The organism is Amycolatopsis sp. NPDC104819, assembly GCF_055583145.1.
The window spans coordinates 68,771-88,598 of the sequence record NZ_JBVJON010000016.1 but is presented as its reverse complement, the minus strand read 5'-3'; the positions used below and the strand labels follow the sequence as shown (position 1 = coordinate 88,598).

21 protein-coding genes are annotated in these 19,828 nt (G+C 71.0%); 7 read left to right on the top strand and 14 right to left on the bottom strand.

Going from position 1 to position 19,828, the window contains the following annotated elements; genetic code table 11:
- Positions 1–8: 8 nt before the first annotated feature.
- On the bottom strand, positions 9–515 hold the full coding sequence (locus tag ACZ63E_RS38550; protein ID WP_465341272.1) for a GNAT family N-acetyltransferase: 507 nt from the start codon (positions 513–515) through the stop codon (positions 9–11).
- Entirely contained in the window at positions 482–1,387 is a 906-nt protein-coding gene (locus ACZ63E_RS38545; protein ID WP_465341271.1) for an aldose 1-epimerase family protein, read from the bottom strand. The genes ACZ63E_RS38550 and ACZ63E_RS38545 overlap by 34 nt, the downstream gene beginning before the upstream one ends.
- Before the next feature lie 65 nt (positions 1,388–1,452).
- On the opposite strand from ACZ63E_RS38545, the gene ACZ63E_RS38540 reads away from it, so the two are divergent.
- The 3 genes from ACZ63E_RS38540 to ACZ63E_RS38530 are packed head-to-tail and all read left to right on the top strand — an operon-like array spanning position 1,453 to position 3,688.
- Positions 1,453–2,031 carry a TetR/AcrR family transcriptional regulator gene (locus ACZ63E_RS38540; protein WP_465341270.1) on the top strand — a complete coding sequence of 193 codons (579 nt, stop codon included), beginning with the start codon at positions 1,453–1,455 and terminating at the stop codon, positions 2,029–2,031.
- A complete protein-coding gene (locus tag ACZ63E_RS38535; RefSeq protein ID WP_465341269.1) occupies positions 2,031–2,867 on the top strand; it encodes an MBL fold metallo-hydrolase in 837 nt (278 codons plus the stop codon). The genes ACZ63E_RS38540 and ACZ63E_RS38535 overlap by 1 nt, the downstream gene beginning before the upstream one ends.
- Positions 2,864–3,688, top strand: a complete 825-nt coding sequence (locus ACZ63E_RS38530) for an MBL fold metallo-hydrolase (RefSeq protein ID WP_465341268.1) — start codon at positions 2,864–2,866, stop codon at positions 3,686–3,688. The genes ACZ63E_RS38535 and ACZ63E_RS38530 overlap by 4 nt, the downstream gene beginning before the upstream one ends.
- A 3-nt stretch (positions 3,689–3,691) precedes the next feature.
- Here the strand turns inward: ACZ63E_RS38530 and ACZ63E_RS38525 are convergent, their stop codons facing one another.
- Both ACZ63E_RS38525 and ACZ63E_RS38520 read right to left on the bottom strand, forming a co-directional pair.
- Entirely contained in the window at positions 3,692–4,240 is a 549-nt protein-coding gene (locus ACZ63E_RS38525; RefSeq protein ID WP_465341267.1) for a DUF3558 family protein, read from the bottom strand.
- A 22-nt stretch (positions 4,241–4,262) separates the two neighbouring features.
- Positions 4,263–5,528, bottom strand: a complete 1,266-nt coding sequence (locus tag ACZ63E_RS38520; protein WP_465341404.1) for an MFS transporter — start codon at positions 5,526–5,528, stop codon at positions 4,263–4,265.
- 482 nt (positions 5,529–6,010) lie between these two features.
- Here ACZ63E_RS38520 and ACZ63E_RS38515 point away from each other — a divergent pair, with 482 nt between their 5' ends.
- Positions 6,011–6,868 carry a YwqG family protein gene (locus ACZ63E_RS38515; protein WP_465341266.1) on the top strand — a complete coding sequence of 286 codons (858 nt, stop codon included), beginning with the start codon at positions 6,011–6,013 and terminating at the stop codon, positions 6,866–6,868.
- A 9-nt stretch (positions 6,869–6,877) separates the two neighbouring features.
- Here the strand turns inward: ACZ63E_RS38515 and pdxH are convergent, their stop codons facing one another.
- A complete protein-coding gene (pdxH, locus tag ACZ63E_RS38510) occupies positions 6,878–7,555 on the bottom strand; it encodes a pyridoxamine 5'-phosphate oxidase (RefSeq protein WP_465301980.1) in 678 nt (225 codons plus the stop codon).
- Positions 7,556–7,774: 219 nt separating this feature from the next.
- Here pdxH and ACZ63E_RS38505 point away from each other — a divergent pair, with 219 nt between their 5' ends.
- The gene (locus ACZ63E_RS38505) at positions 7,775–9,442 is read left to right on the top strand and encodes a purine-cytosine permease family protein (RefSeq protein WP_465341265.1); all 1,668 of its coding nucleotides are present in this window, start codon (positions 7,775–7,777) and stop codon (positions 9,440–9,442) included.
- 49 nt (positions 9,443–9,491) lie between these two features.
- On the opposite strand, the gene ACZ63E_RS38500 is transcribed toward ACZ63E_RS38505, so the two are convergent.
- Positions 9,492–10,202, bottom strand: coding sequence for a TetR/AcrR family transcriptional regulator (locus ACZ63E_RS38500; RefSeq protein ID WP_465341264.1), 711 nt, complete (start codon positions 10,200–10,202; stop codon positions 9,492–9,494).
- Positions 10,203–10,290: 88 nt separating this feature from the next.
- Between ACZ63E_RS38500 and ACZ63E_RS38495 the strand changes: the two genes are divergently transcribed.
- Positions 10,291–11,397, top strand: a complete 1,107-nt coding sequence (locus ACZ63E_RS38495) for a lipase family protein (RefSeq protein WP_465341263.1) — start codon at positions 10,291–10,293, stop codon at positions 11,395–11,397.
- A gap of 187 nt (positions 11,398–11,584) precedes the next feature.
- On the opposite strand, the gene ACZ63E_RS38490 is transcribed toward ACZ63E_RS38495, so the two are convergent.
- The 6 genes from ACZ63E_RS38490 to ACZ63E_RS38465 are packed head-to-tail and all read right to left on the bottom strand — an operon-like array spanning position 11,585 to position 15,986.
- Complete coding sequence (locus ACZ63E_RS38490; protein ID WP_465341262.1) at positions 11,585–12,280, bottom strand: urease accessory protein UreD; 696 nt, start codon at positions 12,278–12,280, stop codon at positions 11,585–11,587.
- On the bottom strand, positions 12,277–12,981 hold the full coding sequence (ureG, locus tag ACZ63E_RS38485) for an urease accessory protein UreG (RefSeq protein ID WP_465301970.1): 705 nt from the start codon (positions 12,979–12,981) through the stop codon (positions 12,277–12,279). The genes ACZ63E_RS38490 and ureG overlap by 4 nt, the downstream gene beginning before the upstream one ends.
- The gene (locus tag ACZ63E_RS38480; RefSeq protein WP_465341261.1) at positions 12,971–13,651 is read right to left on the bottom strand and encodes an urease accessory protein UreF; all 681 of its coding nucleotides are present in this window, start codon (positions 13,649–13,651) and stop codon (positions 12,971–12,973) included. Before ACZ63E_RS38480 ends, ureG begins: the two co-directional genes overlap by 11 nt.
- Entirely contained in the window at positions 13,651–15,366 is a 1,716-nt protein-coding gene (locus tag ACZ63E_RS38475; protein ID WP_465341260.1) for an urease subunit alpha, read from the bottom strand. The genes ACZ63E_RS38480 and ACZ63E_RS38475 overlap by 1 nt, the downstream gene beginning before the upstream one ends.
- A 1-nt stretch (position 15,367) precedes the next feature.
- Positions 15,368–15,673, bottom strand: a complete 306-nt coding sequence (locus ACZ63E_RS38470; RefSeq protein ID WP_465301964.1) for an urease subunit beta — start codon at positions 15,671–15,673, stop codon at positions 15,368–15,370.
- A gap of 10 nt (positions 15,674–15,683) precedes the next feature.
- Positions 15,684–15,986 (bottom strand): urease subunit gamma, encoded by a 303-nt coding sequence (locus ACZ63E_RS38465; protein WP_465341259.1) that lies wholly within the window; start codon positions 15,984–15,986, stop codon positions 15,684–15,686.
- Positions 15,987–16,274: 288 nt separating this feature from the next.
- On the opposite strand from ACZ63E_RS38465, the gene ACZ63E_RS38460 reads away from it, so the two are divergent.
- Positions 16,275–17,423 (top strand): citrate synthase 2, encoded by a 1,149-nt coding sequence (locus ACZ63E_RS38460; protein WP_465341258.1) that lies wholly within the window; start codon positions 16,275–16,277, stop codon positions 17,421–17,423.
- Between the two features lie 48 nt (positions 17,424–17,471).
- On the opposite strand, the gene ACZ63E_RS38455 is transcribed toward ACZ63E_RS38460, so the two are convergent.
- Both ACZ63E_RS38455 and ACZ63E_RS38450 read right to left on the bottom strand, forming a co-directional pair.
- Positions 17,472–18,065, bottom strand: coding sequence for a TetR/AcrR family transcriptional regulator (locus tag ACZ63E_RS38455; protein ID WP_465341403.1), 594 nt, complete (start codon positions 18,063–18,065; stop codon positions 17,472–17,474).
- A gap of 17 nt (positions 18,066–18,082) precedes the next feature.
- On the bottom strand, positions 18,083–19,777 hold the full coding sequence (locus ACZ63E_RS38450) for an SDR family oxidoreductase (protein ID WP_465341402.1): 1,695 nt from the start codon (positions 19,775–19,777) through the stop codon (positions 18,083–18,085).
- Positions 19,778–19,828 lie beyond the last annotated feature (51 nt).

Genomic DNA, 19,828 nt, shown 5'->3' with positions numbered 1-19,828 from the left:
TCGCCACGCTAACGAACTGCCCGGGAACTCTCCACACGGGCCTTCTCGAAGTGGACGAGCTCGTAGCCGTGCTCCGGCGTCCGGTGCGTCTCGCGGTAGCCGAGCTTGAGGTACAACGCCTGCGGCCCCACGCTCTTCGACCCGGTGAACAGCCGGAAGATCGTCACGGCCGAGGGCGCCGCGGCCTCCGCGGCCAGGAGCAGCGCCTTGCCCAGCCCCTCACCCTGCCGGTCCGGCGCCACGACCAGCCGGCCGACCGTCGCGACCGGCCCGGACACCGTCAGCCGCACCGACGCCACCAGCCGCCCCTCGTCCCGGAAGCCCCACGAAAGACCGGTCTTCAGCGCCGCCCGCGTTTCGGGCAGCGTCTCCAGCAGCGGCGGCAGGTCGAAGTCGTCGTGCGCGCGGGCTTCGGTCACGTACGCGGCGCGTTGCAGCGTCAGCACTTCGCCCGCGTCGGCGACGCTCAGGCGAAGCGGCGTCACCGGACCCGGATGCCCCAGCTGCCCGACCACGACGCCGCGGGCTCGAGGTCGATCAGGTCGGTGCCGGTGTTGAGCGCGTCGGCCGGGCAGGTCATCGGCTCGATCGCGACGGCCCGGCCGCGCCCGACCAGGTCGTCCGGGGTGAACACCTGCGCCCAGCGGAAGTCGGGGCCGGTCCAGACGACGAGCTGCTGGTCTTCGTGGCCGAGGACGAAGTGGTGCGTGCCGTCCGAAGCCGCCGACAGCGTGCCGAACGCCGTGTCGAGGTCGACGTCCTTGAGGACGCGCCCGCCGCGGAAGTCGTACTCGGTGCCTTCGACGTCCTGCTCCGGCGCGTACGGCATCTGCTCGTCGCCGACGTACGGCCGGACGCGGCTCGCGGGCAGCGTCAGGGTCAGGTCGTCGGTCGGGACGTCGCCGATCCGGAAGTACGGGTGCGTGCCGACCCCGACGCCGATCGGCTGCTCACCCTCGTTGCGGATTTCGTGGGTGATGGTCAGTTCGCGCGGCGCGAGCTCGTAGGTGACGGTCGCGCGCAGCGGCATCGGCCAGCCGGGCTGCACCTCGACGTCGACGGCCATCGTGATCGACGACTCGGCGTGCTCCAGCAGCTCCCACTCGAGGTGGCGGGTCAGGCCGTGGATGGCGTTGCCGCGCGCGGCCTCGGTGATCTCGAGCTGCTGCTCCTCACCCTGGAACGTCCACTTGCCGGCCTTGGTGCGGTTCGGCCAGGGCAGCAGGACCTGCCCGGCGCCCTTCGGCGGCTTCGCGTCTTCGGGGAACTCCTCGACGTACGGCACTCCGCCGACCTCGAACGCGCGCAGCCCGGCGCCGATTTCGGTGACGATGGCGCGCGCGTTGCCGCGGGTGATCTCGAACTGCTGACCGGTCGGGTTGCCCATGCGACGACCTTACCGATCCGCGAAGTCACTAGACCGGTCGTCATAGTTTGCGCTACGGTCGTGGCATGGTTCGCCGCACCGACACGCGGCAGCGGATGCTCGACACCGCCGCCGACCTGTTCCAGACCCAGGGCTACCACGCCACCGGCCTCACCCAGCTGACCACGGCCGGGGGCGCGCCCAAGGGGTCGCTCTACTTCCACTTCCCCGGCGGCAAGGAGCAGCTCGCCGCCGAGGCCGTCCGGCTTTCGAGCGAGCGCACCGGCGCGATGCTCAGGGCGATCGTGCAGGCCGCGCCCGACGCCCCGACGGCGATCACCCAGGCCGTCGAAGCGCTCGCGGGATTCCTGACGGAGTCGGACTTCCAGCGCGGCTGTCCACTCGCGACGGTCGCACTGGACGCCGCCGCGGCGAGCGAGCCGATCCGGGAAGCCTGCGCGGACGGCTACTCGTCCTGGCACGGCATCCTCGCGGACTACCTGGCCACCCAAGGACTTTCCGCGGACCGCGCGGACGAGCTGGCCACCGTGGTGCTCGCCACGATCGAAGGCGGACTGCTGCTGGCCCGCACCCGCAAGGACGTCGCGCCGCTGCGCGCCGTCGCCACCCACCTGCACACCACCCTCGACCGGGAGTTCTCCTGATGCGCGTCCACCACCTGAACTGCGGCACCATGCGGCCGCTCGGCGGCAAGCTCGTCGACGGCGAGCCGGGCCTGTTCCGGCGCGCCACCATGGTCTGCCACTGCCTGCTGCTCGAGACGGACACCGGTCTCGTGCTCGTCGAGACGGGCATGGGCACCCCGGCCGCCGTCGACCGGGAAGCCTGGCTCGGCGCCGGGTTCGTCCGCCAATCCAACCCGATCGCCGACCCCGCGCAGACCGCGATCGCGCAGATCCGGGCGCTCGGCTTCGACCCGGCCGACGTCCGCGACATCGTGCTGACGCACCTGGACCTCGACCACGCGGGCGGCCTCATCGACTTCCCGTGGGCCCGTGTGCACGTCTACGCCGAAGAGCTGCGGGCGTTCCAAGAACCGCGTGACAGCAAGGAACGCGGCCGGTACCGGCGGATCCAGTTCGCCCACGGTCCACAGTGGACGTCCTATGCGGACAGTGGCGAGCCGTGGTTCGGCTTCGACGCCGTCCGGCAGCTCGACGGCCTGCCGCCCGAGATCCTGCTGATCCCGCTCTCCGGGCACACACGCGGGCACGCGGGCGTGGCCGTCGACACCGGCAGCGGCTGGCTGCTCAACGCCGGCGACTCGTACTTCTTCCACGGCCAGGTCGACCCCGCCGCCCCGCACTGCCCGCCGGGCCTGAAGTGGTTCGAGGGCCGGATGGAAACCGTCGGCGGCGCCCGGCTGGACAATCATCGCCGCCTGCGCCAGCTTGTTCAGGAGCACGGCGACGAGGTCACCGTCTTCGCCGCGCACGACGAGACCGAGTTCCTCCGGCTGAGCACCAGGAGCAGCGTATGAAGGTGCACCACCTGAACTGCGGAACCATGCGCCCGGCGGGCGGCAGGCTGCTCGACGGCGAACCCGGCCTGCTGCGGCGGTCCGAGCTGGTCGCGCACTGCCTGCTGATCGAGACCGGCGACGACCTGGTGCTGGTCGACACCGGGTTCGGCAGCCGCGGGGTGGCCCGCCCGGGTGAGTGGCTCGGCCGGCCGTTCCTGACGATGGTCGGCGCCAAGCCCCAGGCCGCCGAGACGGCCGTCGCGCAGATCAAGGCGCTCGGCCTCGACCCGGCGAACGTCCGGCACATCGTGATGACCCACCTCGACGTCGACCACGCGGGCGGGCTCGCCGACTTCCCGAACGCCGTGGTGCACGTCCGCGCGGAGGAGCACCGGGCGGCGACGGCCCCGGCGAACGCGGCCGAGAAGAACCGCTACCGGGCCGCGCAGTTCGCGCACCACCCGCTGTGGAGCACCTACGACGAGACGGGCGAGCCGTGGTTCGGCTTCGACGCCGTCCGCGCGCTCAAGGGGCTGCCCGAGGAGATCCTGCTGGTCCCGCTCACCGGCCACACGCGCGGCCACACCGGCGTCGCGGTCGACACCGGCGCGGGCTGGCTGCTGCACGCCGGCGACGCGTACTTCTTCCACGGCCAGCTGGACCCGGTCGCGCCGCACTGCCCGCCCGGGCTGACGGCGTTCCAGAACATCGTCCAGACGCTGCGCGGGCCGCGGCTGGAGAACCTGGCGCGGCTGCACGAGCTGGCGCGCGACCACCAGAACGACGTCACGGTGTTCTCGGCGCACAGCCCGGTCGAGCTGGCGGCGCTGCGCCGGTGAGCGTCAGCTCGCTTCGAGGGCCTTCTTGACCAGCGGCGCCATCACGTCCGGCGTCATCTTGGCCGGGCCGGTGTAGTTGACCAGCACGGGTGTGCCCGACACGAGCTCCGCCGAGGCGAGCGTCGCCGTCTTCTGGTCGTCGACGTAGTACACGGCGCCGTCCGGGAAGCCGGCGACGTCCTGCGCGCCCGCCTTCGCCTTCTTGATCGACGCCACCATGTCGGCGGGCTTCGCCTGGCGGCCCTCGTAGCGGGTCACCGCGAGAGCGCCCGCGGCCTTGCCGTCGTGCTGGTACTCGCAGCTGCGGGCCTTGCCGCCGTTGGCCGCGTTGTCCTGCACCGGGCCCGGGACGGCCTTGAGGTTGTCGAGGAAGAGCGCCTTCGACACGGCGTCGGCGGGCAGCAGCTGACACGGGTCCAGCGAGGCCGCGGCGGCCTTCGAGCTGGGCGCCGGGGACGGCTTCGAGGACGAAGGCGCCTTCGAGGGCTCGTCCCCCGAGGAGCAGGCAGTCAAAGCGGCAAAAGCGACCAAAACGACGGCGAGGGTGCGCATGTCCCGCACCGTACCCGCTTCGTCACGCTCCGGGCGCGCGGTACCGCCAGAACGCCGGGAGCACCAGCATCGAGGCGCACACCAGCACGATGACCAGCAGCCCGCCGACGGTCGCCGCGGCTTCCGTGCCGAACGCCGCGGCGCCCCAGCCGTGCGTCAGGTCGGCGATCCGCGGGCCGCCCGCGACGACCACCGTGAACACACCCTGGAGCCGGCCGCGCATCTCGTCGGTGGTCGCCGTCTGCAGGATCGCCATCCGGTAGACGGCGCTGACCATGTCGGCGGCGCCGGCCAGCGCCATGAAGAGGACCGCGAGCCAGAGCGAGTGCGCGAGCCCGAACGCGGCCACCGCGGCGCCCCACGCGCAGATCGAGACGACCACCGCGACACCCTGGCGGTGGATGCGTGTCAGCCAGCCGGAGAACAGGCCGATCAGCATCGCGCCCGCGGGCAGCGCGGCGTAGAGCCAGCCGAGCGCGGGGCCGCCGCCGGGCGGGTCGCCGAAGGTGCGTTCGGCCATTTCGGGGATCAGCGCCCGCGGCATCCCGAACACCATCGCGATGATGTCGGCGACGAACGAGGCCAGCAGGATCTTCTGCCCGCCGAGGTACCGGAAGCCGTCGACGACGTCACCGATGCCGGCGCGGCGCGACGGGCCGTTGAGCGGCGGGATCGACGGCAGCCGCCAGACCGCGAAGAGCGTGATGGTGAGGGCGACGACGTCGATCAGGTAGAGCGTCGAGAGGCCGAGGACGGGGATCAGCGCCCCGGCCATCAGCGGCCCGAAGACGGCGCCGAAGGTCGACATGGTGGTGTTCAGCGCGTTCGCCGACGGCAGCAGCTCGGCCGGGACGAGCCGGGCGACCACTGCGCCGCGGGTGGGCATGTTGATCGCGAAGAACGCCTGGTTGAGGGCCAGCAGGGCGAGCACGAGCCAGACCGAGCCGAAGTTCACGAACGCCTGCAGCCAGAGCAGCGCGGAGGTGATCGCGACCCCGACGTTGGTGACGAGCAGCAGCTTCCGCCGGTCGACGGCGTCGGCGATGGCGCCGCCCCAGAGGCCGAAGACCAGCAGCGGGACGAGCGCGACGAGCCCGGTGAGGCCGACGTAGGCGGAGGAGCCGGTGAGGTCGAAGACCTGCTTGGGCACCGCGACGGCGGTCAGCTGGGTGCCCACGGCGGTGACCACAGTGGACAGCCAGAGCCGCCGGAAGGCCGGGATCTTCAGCGGCCGGGTGTCGACGATGATGCGGCCGAGCAGCCCCCGCAGTCCCGAGCGGGGCGGCAAGGTCCCCGGTTCACCAGTCACAACAAACGAGCTTAGCTCGGCTAACTATTAACCCGCGCGTGATTTTCGTCGCCCGGTCCGGCCGGACGCGGCCGAGACCGAGCCGTCGGCAGCCGCGCGGCAGGCCGGGATCAACGCCGGCCGCCTGTCCGGCGGCCGCGGATGCCCCTCGGCTGGGACGGCCCAGCCGAACGCATTTCACAGTTGCCTGGCACCACCGACCAGCAGTGTTGCGCTGACCGCCGGAAACCGCCTTCCCTGGCGGCCGACGTCCTCGAAAGCAGACCCCCGCCCTTCCTGGCAGGGTTCCGGCAAAGTCGGGGCGAACGTGACCGGCGGGCCGCTGCGATGCCGTGAATGACTCATTCACCTCGTCAGAGGTCATGAATGAGTCATTCACGACCCTTCCCGGGCTGTGCACAACCCAGGATCGAGGCGCTCGAAACCGGCGTTTTGTCGGACCCCCCTGCCAAGATCAACGGGTGACTTCTTGGGGAGATCGACTCAGTGCCCTGGCCCACGACCGGCTGCCCGCCGAGCTGGCGACGGCGTGGACCGGGCTGATGCGGCCGGGGATCCGGCTGGTCCCGGCCGGGGAAGGGCCGCGCGTGGCGCGGCTCGGCGGTGATCCGGAGCTGCCGGCGGAGACGGAGTGGCCCATCTGGCCGGGCCACGGGCCGCTCAACTTCGTCGCGGCCGTCGACTGCGGCGCGCTGCCGCGAGAGTTCCTGAGCGTTCCGCTGCCGGAAGCGGGCACGCTGATGTTCTTCTACTTCGACGGCGACCGGCGGCCCGTCCAAGCCGATTCGGCGGCGGTCGAAGACGCCGAGGGCGGCCGGGTGCTCTTCGTCCCGGCGGACGCGGCGGTCACGCCCAGGAGCGCGCCCGGCGGTGTTGTCCCCTACCCCGCCCAGGACAACTACGCCGAGGTCGTGGCCACCGCTCCCGAGCGGGAGCACATCCTGCTGGACCGCACCACGACCGCGAGCGGCGACACCCTGACCGAGGCGGCCGAGGAGCTCGACGAAGGCACCGACGTCTTCGGCGACCTGGTCTACGACGCCGCCGGTGACGGGCTCGGCCACCACGTCGGCGGGTTCGCGAGCCCGGTTCAGGGCGCGGTCGAGGTCGAAGTCGCCGCCGTGCTGCTCGACGGCTCCTGGGCCGATCCCCGGCTGGCCGACGAAGCGGCCCGCTGGGTGCTGCTCGCGGAGATCACGAGCGAAAAGGCCACCGAGATGATGTGGGGCGACGTCGGGTCGCTCTACTGGGTCATCCGGACCGCCGACCTCGAAGCCGGCCGCTTCGGGGAAGCGAGGTGCACCATGCAGTGCGGCTGACGCCCCGGCTCAGGGGGCGACGCGCTCGATCTGCCAGCCGTCGTCGTTGCGGACGTAGCGGAGCCGGTCGTGCATGCGGTCCTCGCGGCCCTGCCAGAACTCCACCAGGTCCGGGCGGATGCGCCAGCCGCCCCAGTGGGGCGGGGCCGGGATCTGCTCGGTGTCGGCGAAGCGGCGCTCGATGCCGTGCAGCGCGTTGTCGAGCGCGCGGCGGCCGTCGACCACCCGGGACTGCGGGGACGCCCACGCCCCCAGCTGCGAGCCGCGCGGGCGCTGGGCCCAGTACTCCGCCGTCTCCTTGACGCCAACCTTCTCGACCTCGCCGCGGACGTGCACCTGGCGGTGCAGCGGGTACCAGGGGAAGGTCACCGAGGCGTAGCGCGTCGCGGTCAGGTCGTGGCTCTTCTCGGAGGTGTAGTTCGTGTAGAACACGACACCGCGGTCGTCGAGACCCTTGCACAGCACCGTGCGCGAGGACGGCCGGCCTTCGGCGTCCGCCGTCGCCAGCACCATCGCGTTCGGTTCGGCCATCCCCGAGGAGACGGCCTGGTTCAGCCACCCCTGGAGCTGGTCGGTCCACGTGGCCGCCAGGGCGGACTCGTCGAACGCCGCGCCGTCGTACGCGACCCGCATTCCGGGCAGGCGAACTACGGCGTCTTCCACCTGGTCCTCGATCCTCGGCGTCATCGCCAAACCTCCACGCCCGGTCGGGGCATCAGTCGACTTCGGCCTTAGGCACGTTAGGGCCTTCCGAGCTGCGGCGGAACCCACAGAACGGTGACACCCGACACCACCGCGGCGTAACCGCTGGACAACAAGCCGTAACCCGTGCGTTACCCGCCGGACCAGGATCGATACAGGACGGACCTACCTTCGGCGCGTTCCCCACCACCCCCGGAGGCAGGCATGACCGAGACCCTGTCGAACGCCGAAGAAAGCGCTCCGCCGAAACGCCGGTACGCCCCGCTCGCGGCCAACGAGAACCGCGAGGACTATTCACTGCGCTTCGCCGCTCATTCGTTCCGGAAATGGTCACCGTTCGTGGTCGCGACGACGGCGCTGGGCGGCATCGCCTACCTCGCCGACTTCGCGATCGGCGCCAGCATCGTCCTCTCCTACGGCTTCACGTCCGGGGTGCTCGCGATCCTCGCCGCGGCCGTCGTGATCTTCACGACCGGCGTGCCGATCGCGGCCGCCTGCGCGAAGTCCGGAGTGGACATGGACCTGCTGACCCGCGGAGCCGGCTTCGGCTACTTCGGGTCGACGCTCACTTCGCTCGTCTACGCGAGCTTCACCGTCATCTTCTTCTCCCTCGAAGGCTCGATCATGGGCCAAGCCTTCGAGCTGGCCCTCGGCATCCCGCTGCCGATCGGCTACCTCCTGGCGACGTTGATCGTGCTGCCGTTCGCGCTCTACGGCATGGGCGCGGTCGCGAAGATGCAGACCTGGACGCAGCCACTGTGGATCGCCGGCCTGGTGCTGCCGTTCGTCGTCGTGCTGGTCCGCGAACCCGGCAAGTTCGCCGAGTTCACCCACTTCGGGGGCACCGAGGGCGCCGGCGCCGGGTTCTCCGCGATCGGGTTCGGCTTCGGCATGGGTGTCGCGCTGTCGCTGATCGGGCAGATCGGCGAACAGGCCGACTACCTGCGGTTCATGCCCGAGAAGACGGCGGAGAACAAACGCTCGTGGTGGGCCGCGGTGCTCGCCGCCGGGCCCGGCTGGGTGATCCTCGGGGCCGCGAAGCAGATCGGCGGCGCGCTGCTGGCGTTCCTCGCGCTCGGCGTGGTCGGCCAGACGCACGCGCTCGAGCCGATCGCGCCGTACCTCGAAGCGGTCAAGCCGGCGCTCGGCCCGGTCGCGTTGACGTTCGCCGCGCTGTTCGTCGTCGTCTCGCAGATCAAGATCAACACGACGAACGCGTACTCGGGGTCGCTGTCGTTCGCGAACTTCTTCTCCCGCGTTCTGCACAAGCACCCAGGCCGCGTCTGGTACGTGCTGGTGAACTGCGGGATCGCGCTCGCGCTGATGGAGTTCGGCGCGTTCGGCTTCCTCAACAAGATCCTGGGCTTCTACTCGAACGTCGCGATCGCGTGGATCGGCGCGGTCTGCGCCGACCTCGTGATCGCGAAGCCGCTGGGGCTGTCCCCGCAGCACATCGAGTTCAAGCGGGCCTACCTGCACAAGATCAACCCGGTCGGGTTCGGCTCGATGCTCGTCGCTTCGGCGGTGTCGATCGTGGCGTACTTCGGCGCCTTCGGGCCGTTCCTGGCCGCGTTCAGCCCGCTGCTGGCCCTGCTGATCGCGATCGTGCTGGTGCCGACGCTCGCCGTCGTGACACGCGGGAAGTACTACCTGGCCCGGCCGAACGACGTCGCCGGGCCCGACGCCGACCTTCAGGCGACCTACACCTGCTCGGTCTGCGGTGATCCGTACGAGCTGCCGGACATCGCCGACTGCGCGAAGCAGAGCGGCCCGATCTGCTCCTTGTGCTGCACGCTCGACAACACCTGCCACGACCTGTGCCAGACGGCCGGCCCGGTGGCACTCGGCCTGCCGACGGTCCGCCCGGCGTAAAGTGCCGTGAAGGCCCTGTTCCCGGCGTCCGCTGCCGGGAACAGGGCCTTCACTTCGGCCGGGGTCCCCCCTGCTCCCCCTCCCGGCTCGACTCGTTCACGTCCGGGACAGCACCGGGGTTGCCCGGCAGTTCCAAGATTTTTTCCGGGCGCATGATGGCCGCCAGCATCATCGCGCGGAACTCCGCGCCGACCTCTTCCACCGGCAGCGGCGGTTCGTGCGCCTGCCATTCGCGCAGCAGCCCGGTGCCCGCGCCGACCAGCGCGATCGCCGTCAGCCGGTAGTCCCGTTTGGGCGCGACGCCGTGGTCCGCGGCGCGGCTCGCCTCCGCCGCGATGAAGTTCGCCCAACGGTCGACCCACACCTGGTGCTGCGCCTCCAGCTCGGCGCTGACGCCGACCGCTTCGACGTAGTTGAGGCGCGGCATCCGCGGATCCGAGGTGACCGTGGCGATGAAGACGTCCAGCAGCGTCGAGATGCGGGTGAGCGCGTCGGCGTCCGCGACCTTTTCGACCTCCGCCGTCACGTGGGCGAGCGCGAGGCTGTTGATCCGGTCGTGGAGGGTGCGGAGCACGTCTTCCTTGCTGGTGAACTCCTCGTAGAAGTTCCGCGTCGACACCCCCGCCCGCGCGCACAGCTCGGTGATCTTGGTGTGCCGGAAACCGGTGGAGGTGAACAGCTCCAGGCCGGCCACGAGCAACCGCTCGCGCCGGTCGGCACGGCGCTTCTCGGCCGTGACCCCGCCGTAGGTGCGAGCCACCGGCTCTCTCCTCCTTTCGAGGGATTGTCAGATCCTACCGGGGTGGCTAACTTGTGAAAATCTCGATTACCACCAGCCGGAGGCAAGGGTGCTTCGTCGGTTACTGGTCGCCGTCACGCTCCTTTTCGTGGCGGCCGCCCCCGCGGCGAACGCGTCGAACGCACCCGGAACCCTGCTGGACCAGCGCCCGACGACGGTCTTCGTCGGCCCGTTCCCGGCGCCGGTCAGGGCGTGGCACCTCCTCTACCGTTCGACGTCGGCGACCGGCGCGCCGAACGCCGTCTCCGGGACTCTGCTGGTGCCGGCGGCACCCTGGCTGCGCGGCGGCCCGCGTCCGCTGGTCACGTACGCGGTGGGCACACACGGGCTCGGCGACCGGTGCGCGCCGTCGAACCTCCTGGCGCACGGTATCGAGAACGAGAGCGCTCTGCTGGCGCAGGCACTGTCCCAGGGCTGGGCGGTGGTTGTCACGGACTACGAAGGACTGGGCACACCGGGCACGCACACGTACGCGGTCGGGCAGTCCGAGGGCCGGGCGGTCCTCGACGCGGCCCGCGCGGCGGCCCGGGTTCCGGGCGCCGGTCTGTCGGCCGCCGGGCCGGTCGGCGTGTTCGGGTATTCGCAGGGCGGCCAGGCCGCGGCGTGGGCGGCGGAGCTGCAGGCTTCCTACGCGCCTTCGCTGCGGGTGGTCGGAGTCGCGGCAGGCGGGGTGCCGGCGGACTTGAACGCGGTGTTCTGTTCGAACGACGGCGGCGCGGCATTCGGCCTGGTCCTCGGCGCGGCAACGGGTTTCGCCGCGGCGTACCCGGAGCTGCCGTTCGACTCGATCCTGAACGACCGCGGCCGCGCGGCGGTCTCGAAGGTGTCCCAGGCGTGCACGGTCGAACTGGGCGCGGCGGCGCCGTTCGCGCACCTGCGGGACTTCGTGACGGTGCCCGACCCGATCCACGACCCGCGCTGGCAGGCCCGGCTGAACGCGAACCTGCTGGGCACGGTGGCGCCCGCGGCCCCGGTGTTCCTGTACCACGGGACGGCGGACGAGCTGATCCCGTTCAGCGTCGGCACGGCCCTGCGCGACCGCTGGAGGTCTTCGGGCGCTTCGGTGACGTGGCAGGAGTTCCCGTTGCTGGAGCACATCGCGGGAGTGTCGATCGGCGGCCCGGTGGCGATGAGCTGGCTGGGCACCAAGTTCTGACGCTCGCCGGGGACGGCGCAGGGGGTCTTCCCCGGCGAGCGATCGGGTCCCCGCGACTCGACGGCACCACCGACGTCATGAATGAGTCATTCACTACGTCCGACGCCATGAATGAGTCATTCATGGCGGTGGCGACGGACGCCCGAAACTGTCGGCGCCCTCCGGTAGCGTGGAAATCGGGGGCTGCTCAGAACGGCGCCAACGCCGCCACCGCGTCCGGCGCCAACGAAGTCGTCAGGATCCCGCCGGCCGCGAGCGGCGTCCGGGACCACCACTCACCGGATTCCGCCGGCAGCTCCGGCCCGCCGACGACCAGATCCGTCGCCAGCACCCGACGCCCAGCCAGCACCGCCAGACTGGAGTCCAAAGCAGAATCACCCACCGTCAAAGTCTGACGCAGCACCGGCACCGAACCCCGCGTCACGTTCTGCGTGGTGGTCAATAAACCCGGACGCTCCCCCGCCCTCCCCAGCACCAGCACCTCACGCGTGTGCATATACGCGTCGGCAGCCAGCGAAGCCCGGAACACGGCAGTGTGCCGAGCACGGGCCGTGACCACCGTCGGCTCAGGCAGGTACTCCAGCGAGCCACCGTCCTCCACCGAAACCTCCACTGTGGACAGCGAACCCTCACCCCGAAGCCCCGGCAGGGCCAGGGTCGCCGCCACGCCCGAAAGGCGCAACGACGCACCCGGGCCGACATGAACGGTCAGCAGCAGGTCGTCGCCACCCAACGGCGCCGTCGCCGAGTTGACCAGGTGGACCACCGCCGTCCTTCCCCCGCCGCGGCGGGGGAACAGCGTCAACGGCGCCATCGAACGCAGCTCGCGCAACACCGTGCGTGAGCCGTCGAAGCACGCCGTCAGCCGGGCGTGGGCCTTCACCCCGCGCGGACCGGCAGCAACGAGCGGACCCAGTCGGCCACCGCCGGGGCGTCCGGTGTGTCCACAAGGGACTGCGTGATGACCGGCAGCGGACCGCGCATCCGGTGCGCGTCCGACGTCATCACGTCCATGTCCGCGCCGACCAGGTGCGCGATGTCGATCTTGTTGATCACCAGCAGGTCCGCCGTCGTGACCCCCGGGCCGCCCTTGCGCGGCACCTTGTCGCCGCCCGCGACGTCCACCACGAACACCTGGCTGTCGGCCAGGCCGCGGCTGAACACGGCGGTGAGGTTGTCGCCGCCGCTTTCGATGATCACCAGGTCCAGGTCCGGGAACTTCTCCTCCAGCCGTTCGACGGCGTCGAGGTTCGCGGTGATGTCGTCGCGGATCGCCGTGTGCGGGCACGCGCCCGTCTGCACCGCCTCGATCCGTTCCGGGTCGAGGACACCCGCGCGGCGCAGGAAGTCCGCGTCTTCGGTGGTGTAGATGTCGTTGGTGACCACGGCGAGGTTGACCTCGTCACCCAGCGCGCGGCACAGCGCCGCCGTCAGCGCCGTCTTGCCGGAGCCGACCGGGCCGCCGATGCCGATCCGGTACGCGCGCCCGGCCGTCGGCGCGGCGTCGTAGTGGTCCGGTTCGGCGGCCGTCGGGTCGAAGTTGACCTCGTGGAAGTGACCGTGGCCGTGGCCTTCAGCTGGCAAAGAGACGCACCTCTTCCTGGTGGTGCCGGGCGTGTGCCTCGGCGAACAGATCCAACGCGGGCGAACCCGGCGACGGCAGCGCCGCCGGATCGTCCCCGGCGACCGCGGCCGCGGCCTCACAAACCGAACGAAGATCGAGCCGCGCGACCACGGCGTTGACGGCGAACGGATCCAGCCCCAGCAGCCGCACCGCCGCACTGGCCGGCCCGCTCACCGCCAGGTAGGCGACGGCCATCGCGGCGTCGTACGGCGAACCGCCCGCACCACCGGCCAGCGCACCCAGCACGATCGGGTGGTGCGGCCGCGGAGTTTCCTCCAGCAGAGCGGAAAGCACCGGTGAGGGCCAAGCGATCCGCCCGGCCCGCGCGGTTCCCCGCCCTTGCGCTCGCGACGCCTCCCGCTGCGCGAGCGACGGTGTCCGCGCGTCCAGCTCGGCGTCCAAGCGCGTCCAGTGTCCACTAGCGAAAGACCGAGCAGCCGCATGCGCCGAGGCAGCAGCAAAAACCGCCGCCAGTGAGCCCGCCGTCCGCAACCGTCCGGAAAGGAATCCCGGGAGGTCGCGCACCGAAGTCACCAGCCGACGGGCGACGACTTCCTCGAGCCCGCCACTGTGGACGTGCCCGCCGCCGGGGAAGCGGGAGTCCGCGAGGATCAGCGCCGAAAGGTCCATCAGAACAAGAAGTACCGTTGGGCCATCGGCAGTTCCGTCACCGGCTGCGGCTCGATCAGCTCACCGTCGACGTGCACGGCGAAGCTGTCCGGCTCGACCCGGACGTCCGGCGTGGCGTCGTTGAGCACCATGTCCGCCTTGGTCCGCGCACGCATGTTCGACACGGCGACGAGCGGACGCGTGATGCCGAACGTCTCCCGCAGTCCACTGTCCAAAGCGGACGACGCGACGAAGTGCAGGCTCAGCGCCGCGCCGATCGAAGCGCCGAACATCGGGCGCGCCATGACCGGCTGCGGGGTCGGGATGGACGCGTTCGCGTCGCCCATCGCCGCCCACGCCGGAAAACCGCCCTTCAGCACCACGTGCGGCCGCACGCCGAAGAACTTCGGCTCCCACAGGACCAGATCCGCGAGCTTGCCGACCTCGACCGAGCCGATCTCGGTCTCCATCCCGTGCGCGATGGCCGGGTTGATCGTGTATTTGGCGACATAACGACGTGCACGCAGGTTGTCCGCGGCGCCGTCGCCGGGCAGGGCACCACGACGGCGTTTCATCACGTGCGCCGTCTGCCAGGTCCGGATGATCACCTCGCCGATCCGGCCCATCGCCTGCGAGTCCGAGCTCATCATCGAAATCGCGCCCATGTCGTGCAGGACGTCCTCGGCGGCGATGGTCGACGGCCGGATCCGGCTCTCGGCGAACGCGAGGTCCTCGGGCACCGACGGGTTCAGGTGGTGGCAGACCACCAGCATGTCGAGGTGCTCGTCGAGGGTGTTGGCCGTGTGCGGCCGGGTCGGGTTGGTCGACGACGGCAGCACGTTCGGCAGCGAGACGACCTGGATGATGTCCGGCGCGTGCCCGCCGCCGGCGCCTTCGGTGTGGTACGCGTTGATCGAACGCCCGCCGATCGCGTCCACAGTGGATTCCAGGAACCCGGCCTCGTTCAACGTGTCCGTGTGGATGGCCACCTGGACCCCGGCTTCGTCGGCCACCGTGAGACACGCGTCGATCGCGGCGGGCGTCGTCCCCCAGTCCTCGTGCAGCTTGAACCCGCCCGCGCCGGCGGCCAGCTGCTCCCGCAGGGCCTCGTGCCGGACGGTGTTCCCCTTGCCCAGCAACAGGACGTTGACCGGGTAACCGTCCATCGCGGACAGCATCCGGCCGAGGTTCCACGCGCCGGGCGTGACGGTCGTGGCCTTCGTGCCCTCGTTGGGGCCGGTGCCACCACCGACCAAAGTGGTCAGTCCGGCCGCCAGGGCCGTGTCGACGAGCTGCGGGCAGATGAAGTGGACGTGGCAGTCGATGCCGCCCGCGGTGAGGATCTTCCCGTTGCCGGACAGCACTTCCGTCGATGGGCCGATGACCAGCGCGGGGTCGACGCCGTCCATCGTGTCCGGGTTGCCCGCCTTGCCGATGCCGACGATCCGGCCGTCGCGCACACCGACGTCGGCCTTGACCACACCCCAGTGGTCGAGGATCACGGCGCCGGTGATGATCAGGTCGGGCGCGCCCTCGGCGCGGGTCGCCGTGCCCTGGCCCATCGACTCGCGGATGACCTTGCCGCCGCCGAAGAGCACCTCGTCGCCCGAGCCGCCGGGGCCCATCGAGCGGTCCTCGGTGACCTCGATCAGCAGGTCGGTGTCGGCGAGCCGGATCCGGTCACCGGTGGTCGGCCCGAAAAGCTCGGCATAACGCTCGCGGTCGATCTGCGGCATTTCAGAACTCTCCCGAAAATTCGGACCGCAGGCCCGGAACACGGCGCGCGCCGGCGAGCGGCACCAGGTCGACCTCACGCTCGACGCCCGGTTCGAACCGCACGGACGTGCCGGCCGGGACGTCGAGCCGATGCCCGCGGGCGGCGTCGCGGTCGAATTCGAGGCCCGGGTTCACCGCGGCGAAGTGGTAGTGCGAGCCGACCTGCACCGGCCGGTCGCCGAGGTTGCGCACGAGCAGCCGGACGCGGGCGCGGCCCGCGTTCAGCTCGACCGGCTCGTCGCCGGGGATGATCTCGCCAGGGTGCATCGCGGACCTCTCAGACGATCGGGTCGTGCACGGTGACGAGCTTCGTGCCGTCCGGGAAAGTGGCCTCGACCTGCACGGAGTCGACCATCTCGGGCACGCCGTCGAGCACCTGCGCCCGCGCGAGCACGGTCCGGCCGCTCGCGACCAGCTCGCTGACCGTGCGCCCGTCGCGGGCCCCTTCGAGGACGTGGTCGGTGATCAGCGCGACGGCCTCCGGGTAGTTGAGCCGGACGCCCCGGTCCAACCGCCGCCGCGCGACGTCCGCCGCCACGTGGATGAGCAGCTTGTCGCGCTCCTGCGGACTGAGGTGCATCGCTCAGGTCTATCACCCGGACCACGGTCCCGCCTGGTTCGGAAACATACCTTTAACCTGGCTTTCGTCACAGTCCGTGGCGAAAATTCTCCGGTCGGACGGCCTCGGTGACTGAATCGTTCTCGTAATCGTGACCGAAACCACCGCTTCTTTCGATTGCCCCCCGGCGATCGAGGGAGCAAGGTCTATCCATCCGTGCGATGGCGCGCGCGTTCCGTGCGCATTTCCGTCCGCGCGAGCACCACCACCAAGACGGGGAAAAAGCGCACCGAAAGGTTCCGCGAAACAGTGACTACCTCCACGATCAGCAAGCCTCAGCCGTCCGGCCAACCCGACGACGGCTTCCGACCGGGTCTGGAGGGCGTTGTCGCCTTCCACACCGAGATCGCCGAACCCGACCGGGACGGCGGTGCGCTGCGCTACCGCGGCGTCGACATCGAGGACCTCGCCGGAAAGGTGACCTTCGGCGACGTGTGGGGCCTCCTCGTCGACGGCCGCTTCGGCCACGGCCTCCCGCCCGCCGAGCCGTTCCCGCTGCCGGTGCACACCGGTGACGTCCGCGTCGACGTCCAGGCCGCGCTGGCCATGCTCGCCCCGATCTGGGGCTACCGCGCGCTGCTCGACATCACCGACGAAGAGGCGCGCGAGCAGCTGGCCCGCGCTTCGGTCATGGCGCTGTCCTACGTCGCGCAGTCCGCGCGCGGCATCGGCCAGCCCGCCGTCCCGCAGACCCGCGTCGACGAGGCCCACTCGATCACCGAGCGGTTCCTGATCCGCTGGCGCGGCGAGCCGGACCCCGCGCACGTCCGGGCGCTGGACGCCTACTGGGTGTCGGCCGCCGAACACGGTCTCAACGCCTCGACCTTCACCGCCCGCGTCATCGCGTCCACCGGCGCCGACGTCGCGGCGGCCATGTCCGGCGCGATCGGCGCGATGTCCGGCCCGCTGCACGGCGGCGCGCCGGCGCGCGTGCTGCCGATGATCGAAGAAGTCGAACGCACCGGTGACCCGGCGGGCCTGGTCAAGGGCATCCTCGACCGCAAGGAACGCCTGATGGGCTTCGGCCACCGCGTCTACCGCGCGGAGGACCCGCGGGCGCGCGTGCTGCGGCGCACGTGCCAGGAGCTCGGCGCGACCCGCTTCGAGGCGGCCGCGGCGCTGGAGCAGGCGGCGCTGAAGGAGCTGCGCGAGCGGCGTCCGGATCACCCGATCGAGACGAACGTCGAGTTCTGGGCGGCCGTCATCCTGGACTTCGCCCAGGTCCCGCCGCACATGATGCCCGCGATGTTCAGCTCGGCCCGCACCGCCGGCTGGGCCGCGCACATCCTGGAGCAGAAGCGCACCGGACGCCTGGTGCGGCCGTCGGCCAAGTACGTCGGCCCGGCGCCGCGCACCCCGGAAGAGGTCGAGGGCTGGGAGCTCGTCACCAAGCACTGACGGCCGTGCAGCTTTCACGTGAAAGCGTACCGGAGTTGGTAACTCCAGTTAGCTTTCACGTGAAAGCTGCGGTTTGTCGTGGGTGGCGGTCGCGCCGAGCATGGCCGTGAGCTGGTCGACCAGCCAGGTGTCCAGCAGCTCGCGCGGGACCGTGCGCTCCTGCAGCCAGCTGAGCAGGGCGCCCTCGACCACCGCCGTCCAGCAGCGCAGGGTGAGCAGCAGCAACGGCGAGGGGTGCTCGACGGCCAGCGCGTCCAGGATCAGGGCCACCGCGCGGTTGCGGACCTCGTCGACCGCCGCGTCCGTTTCGGACGTCGCGATCACCGAACCGCTGCGCAGCAAGGCGATGTAGCCCGCGCGGTAGTGGTCGGCGACGTCGACCAGGCCACGCACGGCCGCGCGCAGCCGCACCTCCGGCGGGCCCTCCTCGAGCCCGGCCAGGCCGTCGATGAGCCCGTCGGTGACCGTGCGCAGCGCCTCCACCTGCAGCTCACGCAGGCTGGAGAAGTACCGGTAGAACAACGGACGCGACACCTCGGCACGCGCGACGATGTCGTCCACCGTCACCAGCTCCGGCGCCCGCGAGCCGAACAGGTCGAGCGCGGCGCGGATCAGGTCGTCCCGGCGGGCCTGCGGGGACATCCGCCGCGGTCGGACGGTCAAGGCGTCAGGTCCAGCTTCGCCGCCTGGCGCAGCAGTCCGGGTGTCAGTCGCGAAAGGACCAGCGCGGCCTTGGCCTCCGGTGTGGACGGTGCGATCGCGGTGTCCTTTTCGACCGCCCGCAGGATGTCCTTCGCGACGCCTTCGGGGCCGAACCCGCGCCGGGCGTAGAGCTTCGAGCTCTCCTTCTGCCGCCGCCGCTGCTCCTCTTCGGACACTCCGACGAACGTGGTCGTGTTGGTGATGTTCGTCTTCACGATGCCCGGGCACACGGCCGTGACGCCGATGTGGTGCTCGGCCAGCTCGGCCCGCAGGCAGACGCTCAGCGTCAGCACCGCGGACTTGGTCGTCGCGTACGCGGTCAGGATCTTCGACGGCAGGTAGGCGGCGGCCGAGGCGAGGTTGACGATCTGGCCGCCCTCGGCGCGTTCGGCGAGCATCGGCGCGAACGCGCGACAGCCGTGGATCACGCCCCAGAGGTTGACGTCGATGACACGTTCCCAGTCTTCGACGGACGTGTCGAGGAACGGGCCGGACATCCCGATGCCCGCGTTGTTGACCACGATGTCCGGCACACCGTGGTTCTCGCGGACATCACGAGCGAAGCGGTGCACGGCTTCACCGTCGCTGGAGTCCACTGTGTACTCCGCGACCCCGTGGTCTTCCAGGAGCTTCAGGGTTTCCGCGGCCGCCGTCGGGTTGATGTCGGTGATGACGACGTCGGCGCCCTCGGCGGCGAAGGCGAGCGCGGTGGCCCGGCCGATGCCGCTCCCGGCGCCCGTGACGACGACCAGCTTGTGTTCGAAGCGGCCGGCGCCCACCCGCGACCGCTTCAGCGCGCGGCTCTCGACGCCGGTCTCGACGTACTCGATCAGCTCGGCGGCGGCGCCCGCGATCACCGCCGGCCGCGCCCGGGTCACCCAGTGCGTCCCGACGACCGGACGAACACGCAGGTCGGGCACCCAGCGCGCGATCTCGGTCTGCAACGGCGTGGTGACGTAGGCGTCGCCGGTCGGCGCGAGGACCTGCACCGGGACGTCGGCGGCGCGCGGCGCCGGGCGCGAGAGCCGCGTGAACATGTTCGCGCGGTAGAGCTCGAGACCGTGGATGCCGTCCTGGACGCTCGGCTTCGCCGCGTCCGGCTCCATGCGCTGGATCTGCGCGCCGAGCAGGCCGGTGCGCCAGAGCAGCTGCGGGACGAGCGGGATCTGGAACGCGAGGATGTACCAGGAGTGCAGGAACTGGCTGAGCGCGTTCTTGAGCCGCTTCGGCGTCGGGCGGGTGACCTGGGCGCGGAACCACGCGCCGGCGTGGTCGAGGCTCGGCCCGGAGACGGACGTGTAGGACGCGATCCGCCCGCGCAGGCCGTCGCCGGTGACGGCGTGCCAGGCCTGGATGGAGCCCCAGTCGTGGGCGAGCAGGTGGACCTTGCCGTGCGGCTGGACCTCGTCGACGACGGCCCGGAGGTCGTCGGCCAGCTGGTCCAGCCGGTAGGACGCGCGTCCCGACGGCTTGTCCGACTGTCCGGCCCCGCGGACGTCGTAGGTGACGACGCGGTGGTCCGGCGTCAGCTCGGCGGCCACCCCACCCCACATCGAGCTGTTGTCGGGATAGCCGTGCACGAGCACGACCGTGGGCCCGTCTTCGCGGCCTTCGACCCGGGCCGAGAGGCGGACACCGTCACTGGCGGTCACCCACTTGTGAGACATTCTGTCATGTTAGACAACTTGTCAACAGTGTGGTTC

Excerpts from the sequence above, each read along its gene's own strand:
- ACZ63E_RS38545 (WP_465341271.1), bottom strand. The coding sequence starts at position 1,387 with ATGGGCAACCCGACCGGTCAGCAGTTCGAGATCACCCGCGGCAACGCG.
- ACZ63E_RS38540 (WP_465341270.1), top strand. The coding sequence starts at position 1,453 with ATGGTTCGCCGCACCGACACGCGGCAGCGGATGCTCGACACCGCCGCC.
- ACZ63E_RS38535 (WP_465341269.1), top strand. The coding sequence starts at position 2,031 with ATGCGCGTCCACCACCTGAACTGCGGCACCATGCGGCCGCTCGGCGGC.
- ACZ63E_RS38530 (WP_465341268.1), top strand. The coding sequence starts at position 2,864 with ATGAAGGTGCACCACCTGAACTGCGGAACCATGCGCCCGGCGGGCGGC.
- ACZ63E_RS38525 (WP_465341267.1), bottom strand. The coding sequence starts at position 4,240 with ATGCGCACCCTCGCCGTCGTTTTGGTCGCTTTTGCCGCTTTGACTGCC.
- pdxH (WP_465301980.1), bottom strand. The coding sequence starts at position 7,555 with ATGACGCCGAGGATCGAGGACCAGGTGGAAGACGCCGTAGTTCGCCTG.
- ACZ63E_RS38505 (WP_465341265.1), top strand. The coding sequence starts at position 7,775 with ATGACCGAGACCCTGTCGAACGCCGAAGAAAGCGCTCCGCCGAAACGC.
- ACZ63E_RS38480 (WP_465341261.1), bottom strand. The coding sequence starts at position 13,651 with ATGGACCTTTCGGCGCTGATCCTCGCGGACTCCCGCTTCCCCGGCGGC.
- ACZ63E_RS38475 (WP_465341260.1), bottom strand. The coding sequence starts at position 15,366 with ATGCCGCAGATCGACCGCGAGCGTTATGCCGAGCTTTTCGGGCCGACC.
- ACZ63E_RS38470 (WP_465301964.1), bottom strand. The coding sequence starts at position 15,673 with ATGCACCCTGGCGAGATCATCCCCGGCGACGAGCCGGTCGAGCTGAAC.
- ACZ63E_RS38465 (WP_465341259.1), bottom strand. The coding sequence starts at position 15,986 with ATGCACCTCAGTCCGCAGGAGCGCGACAAGCTGCTCATCCACGTGGCG.
- ACZ63E_RS38455 (WP_465341403.1), bottom strand. The coding sequence starts at position 18,065 with ATGTCCCCGCAGGCCCGCCGGGACGACCTGATCCGCGCCGCGCTCGAC.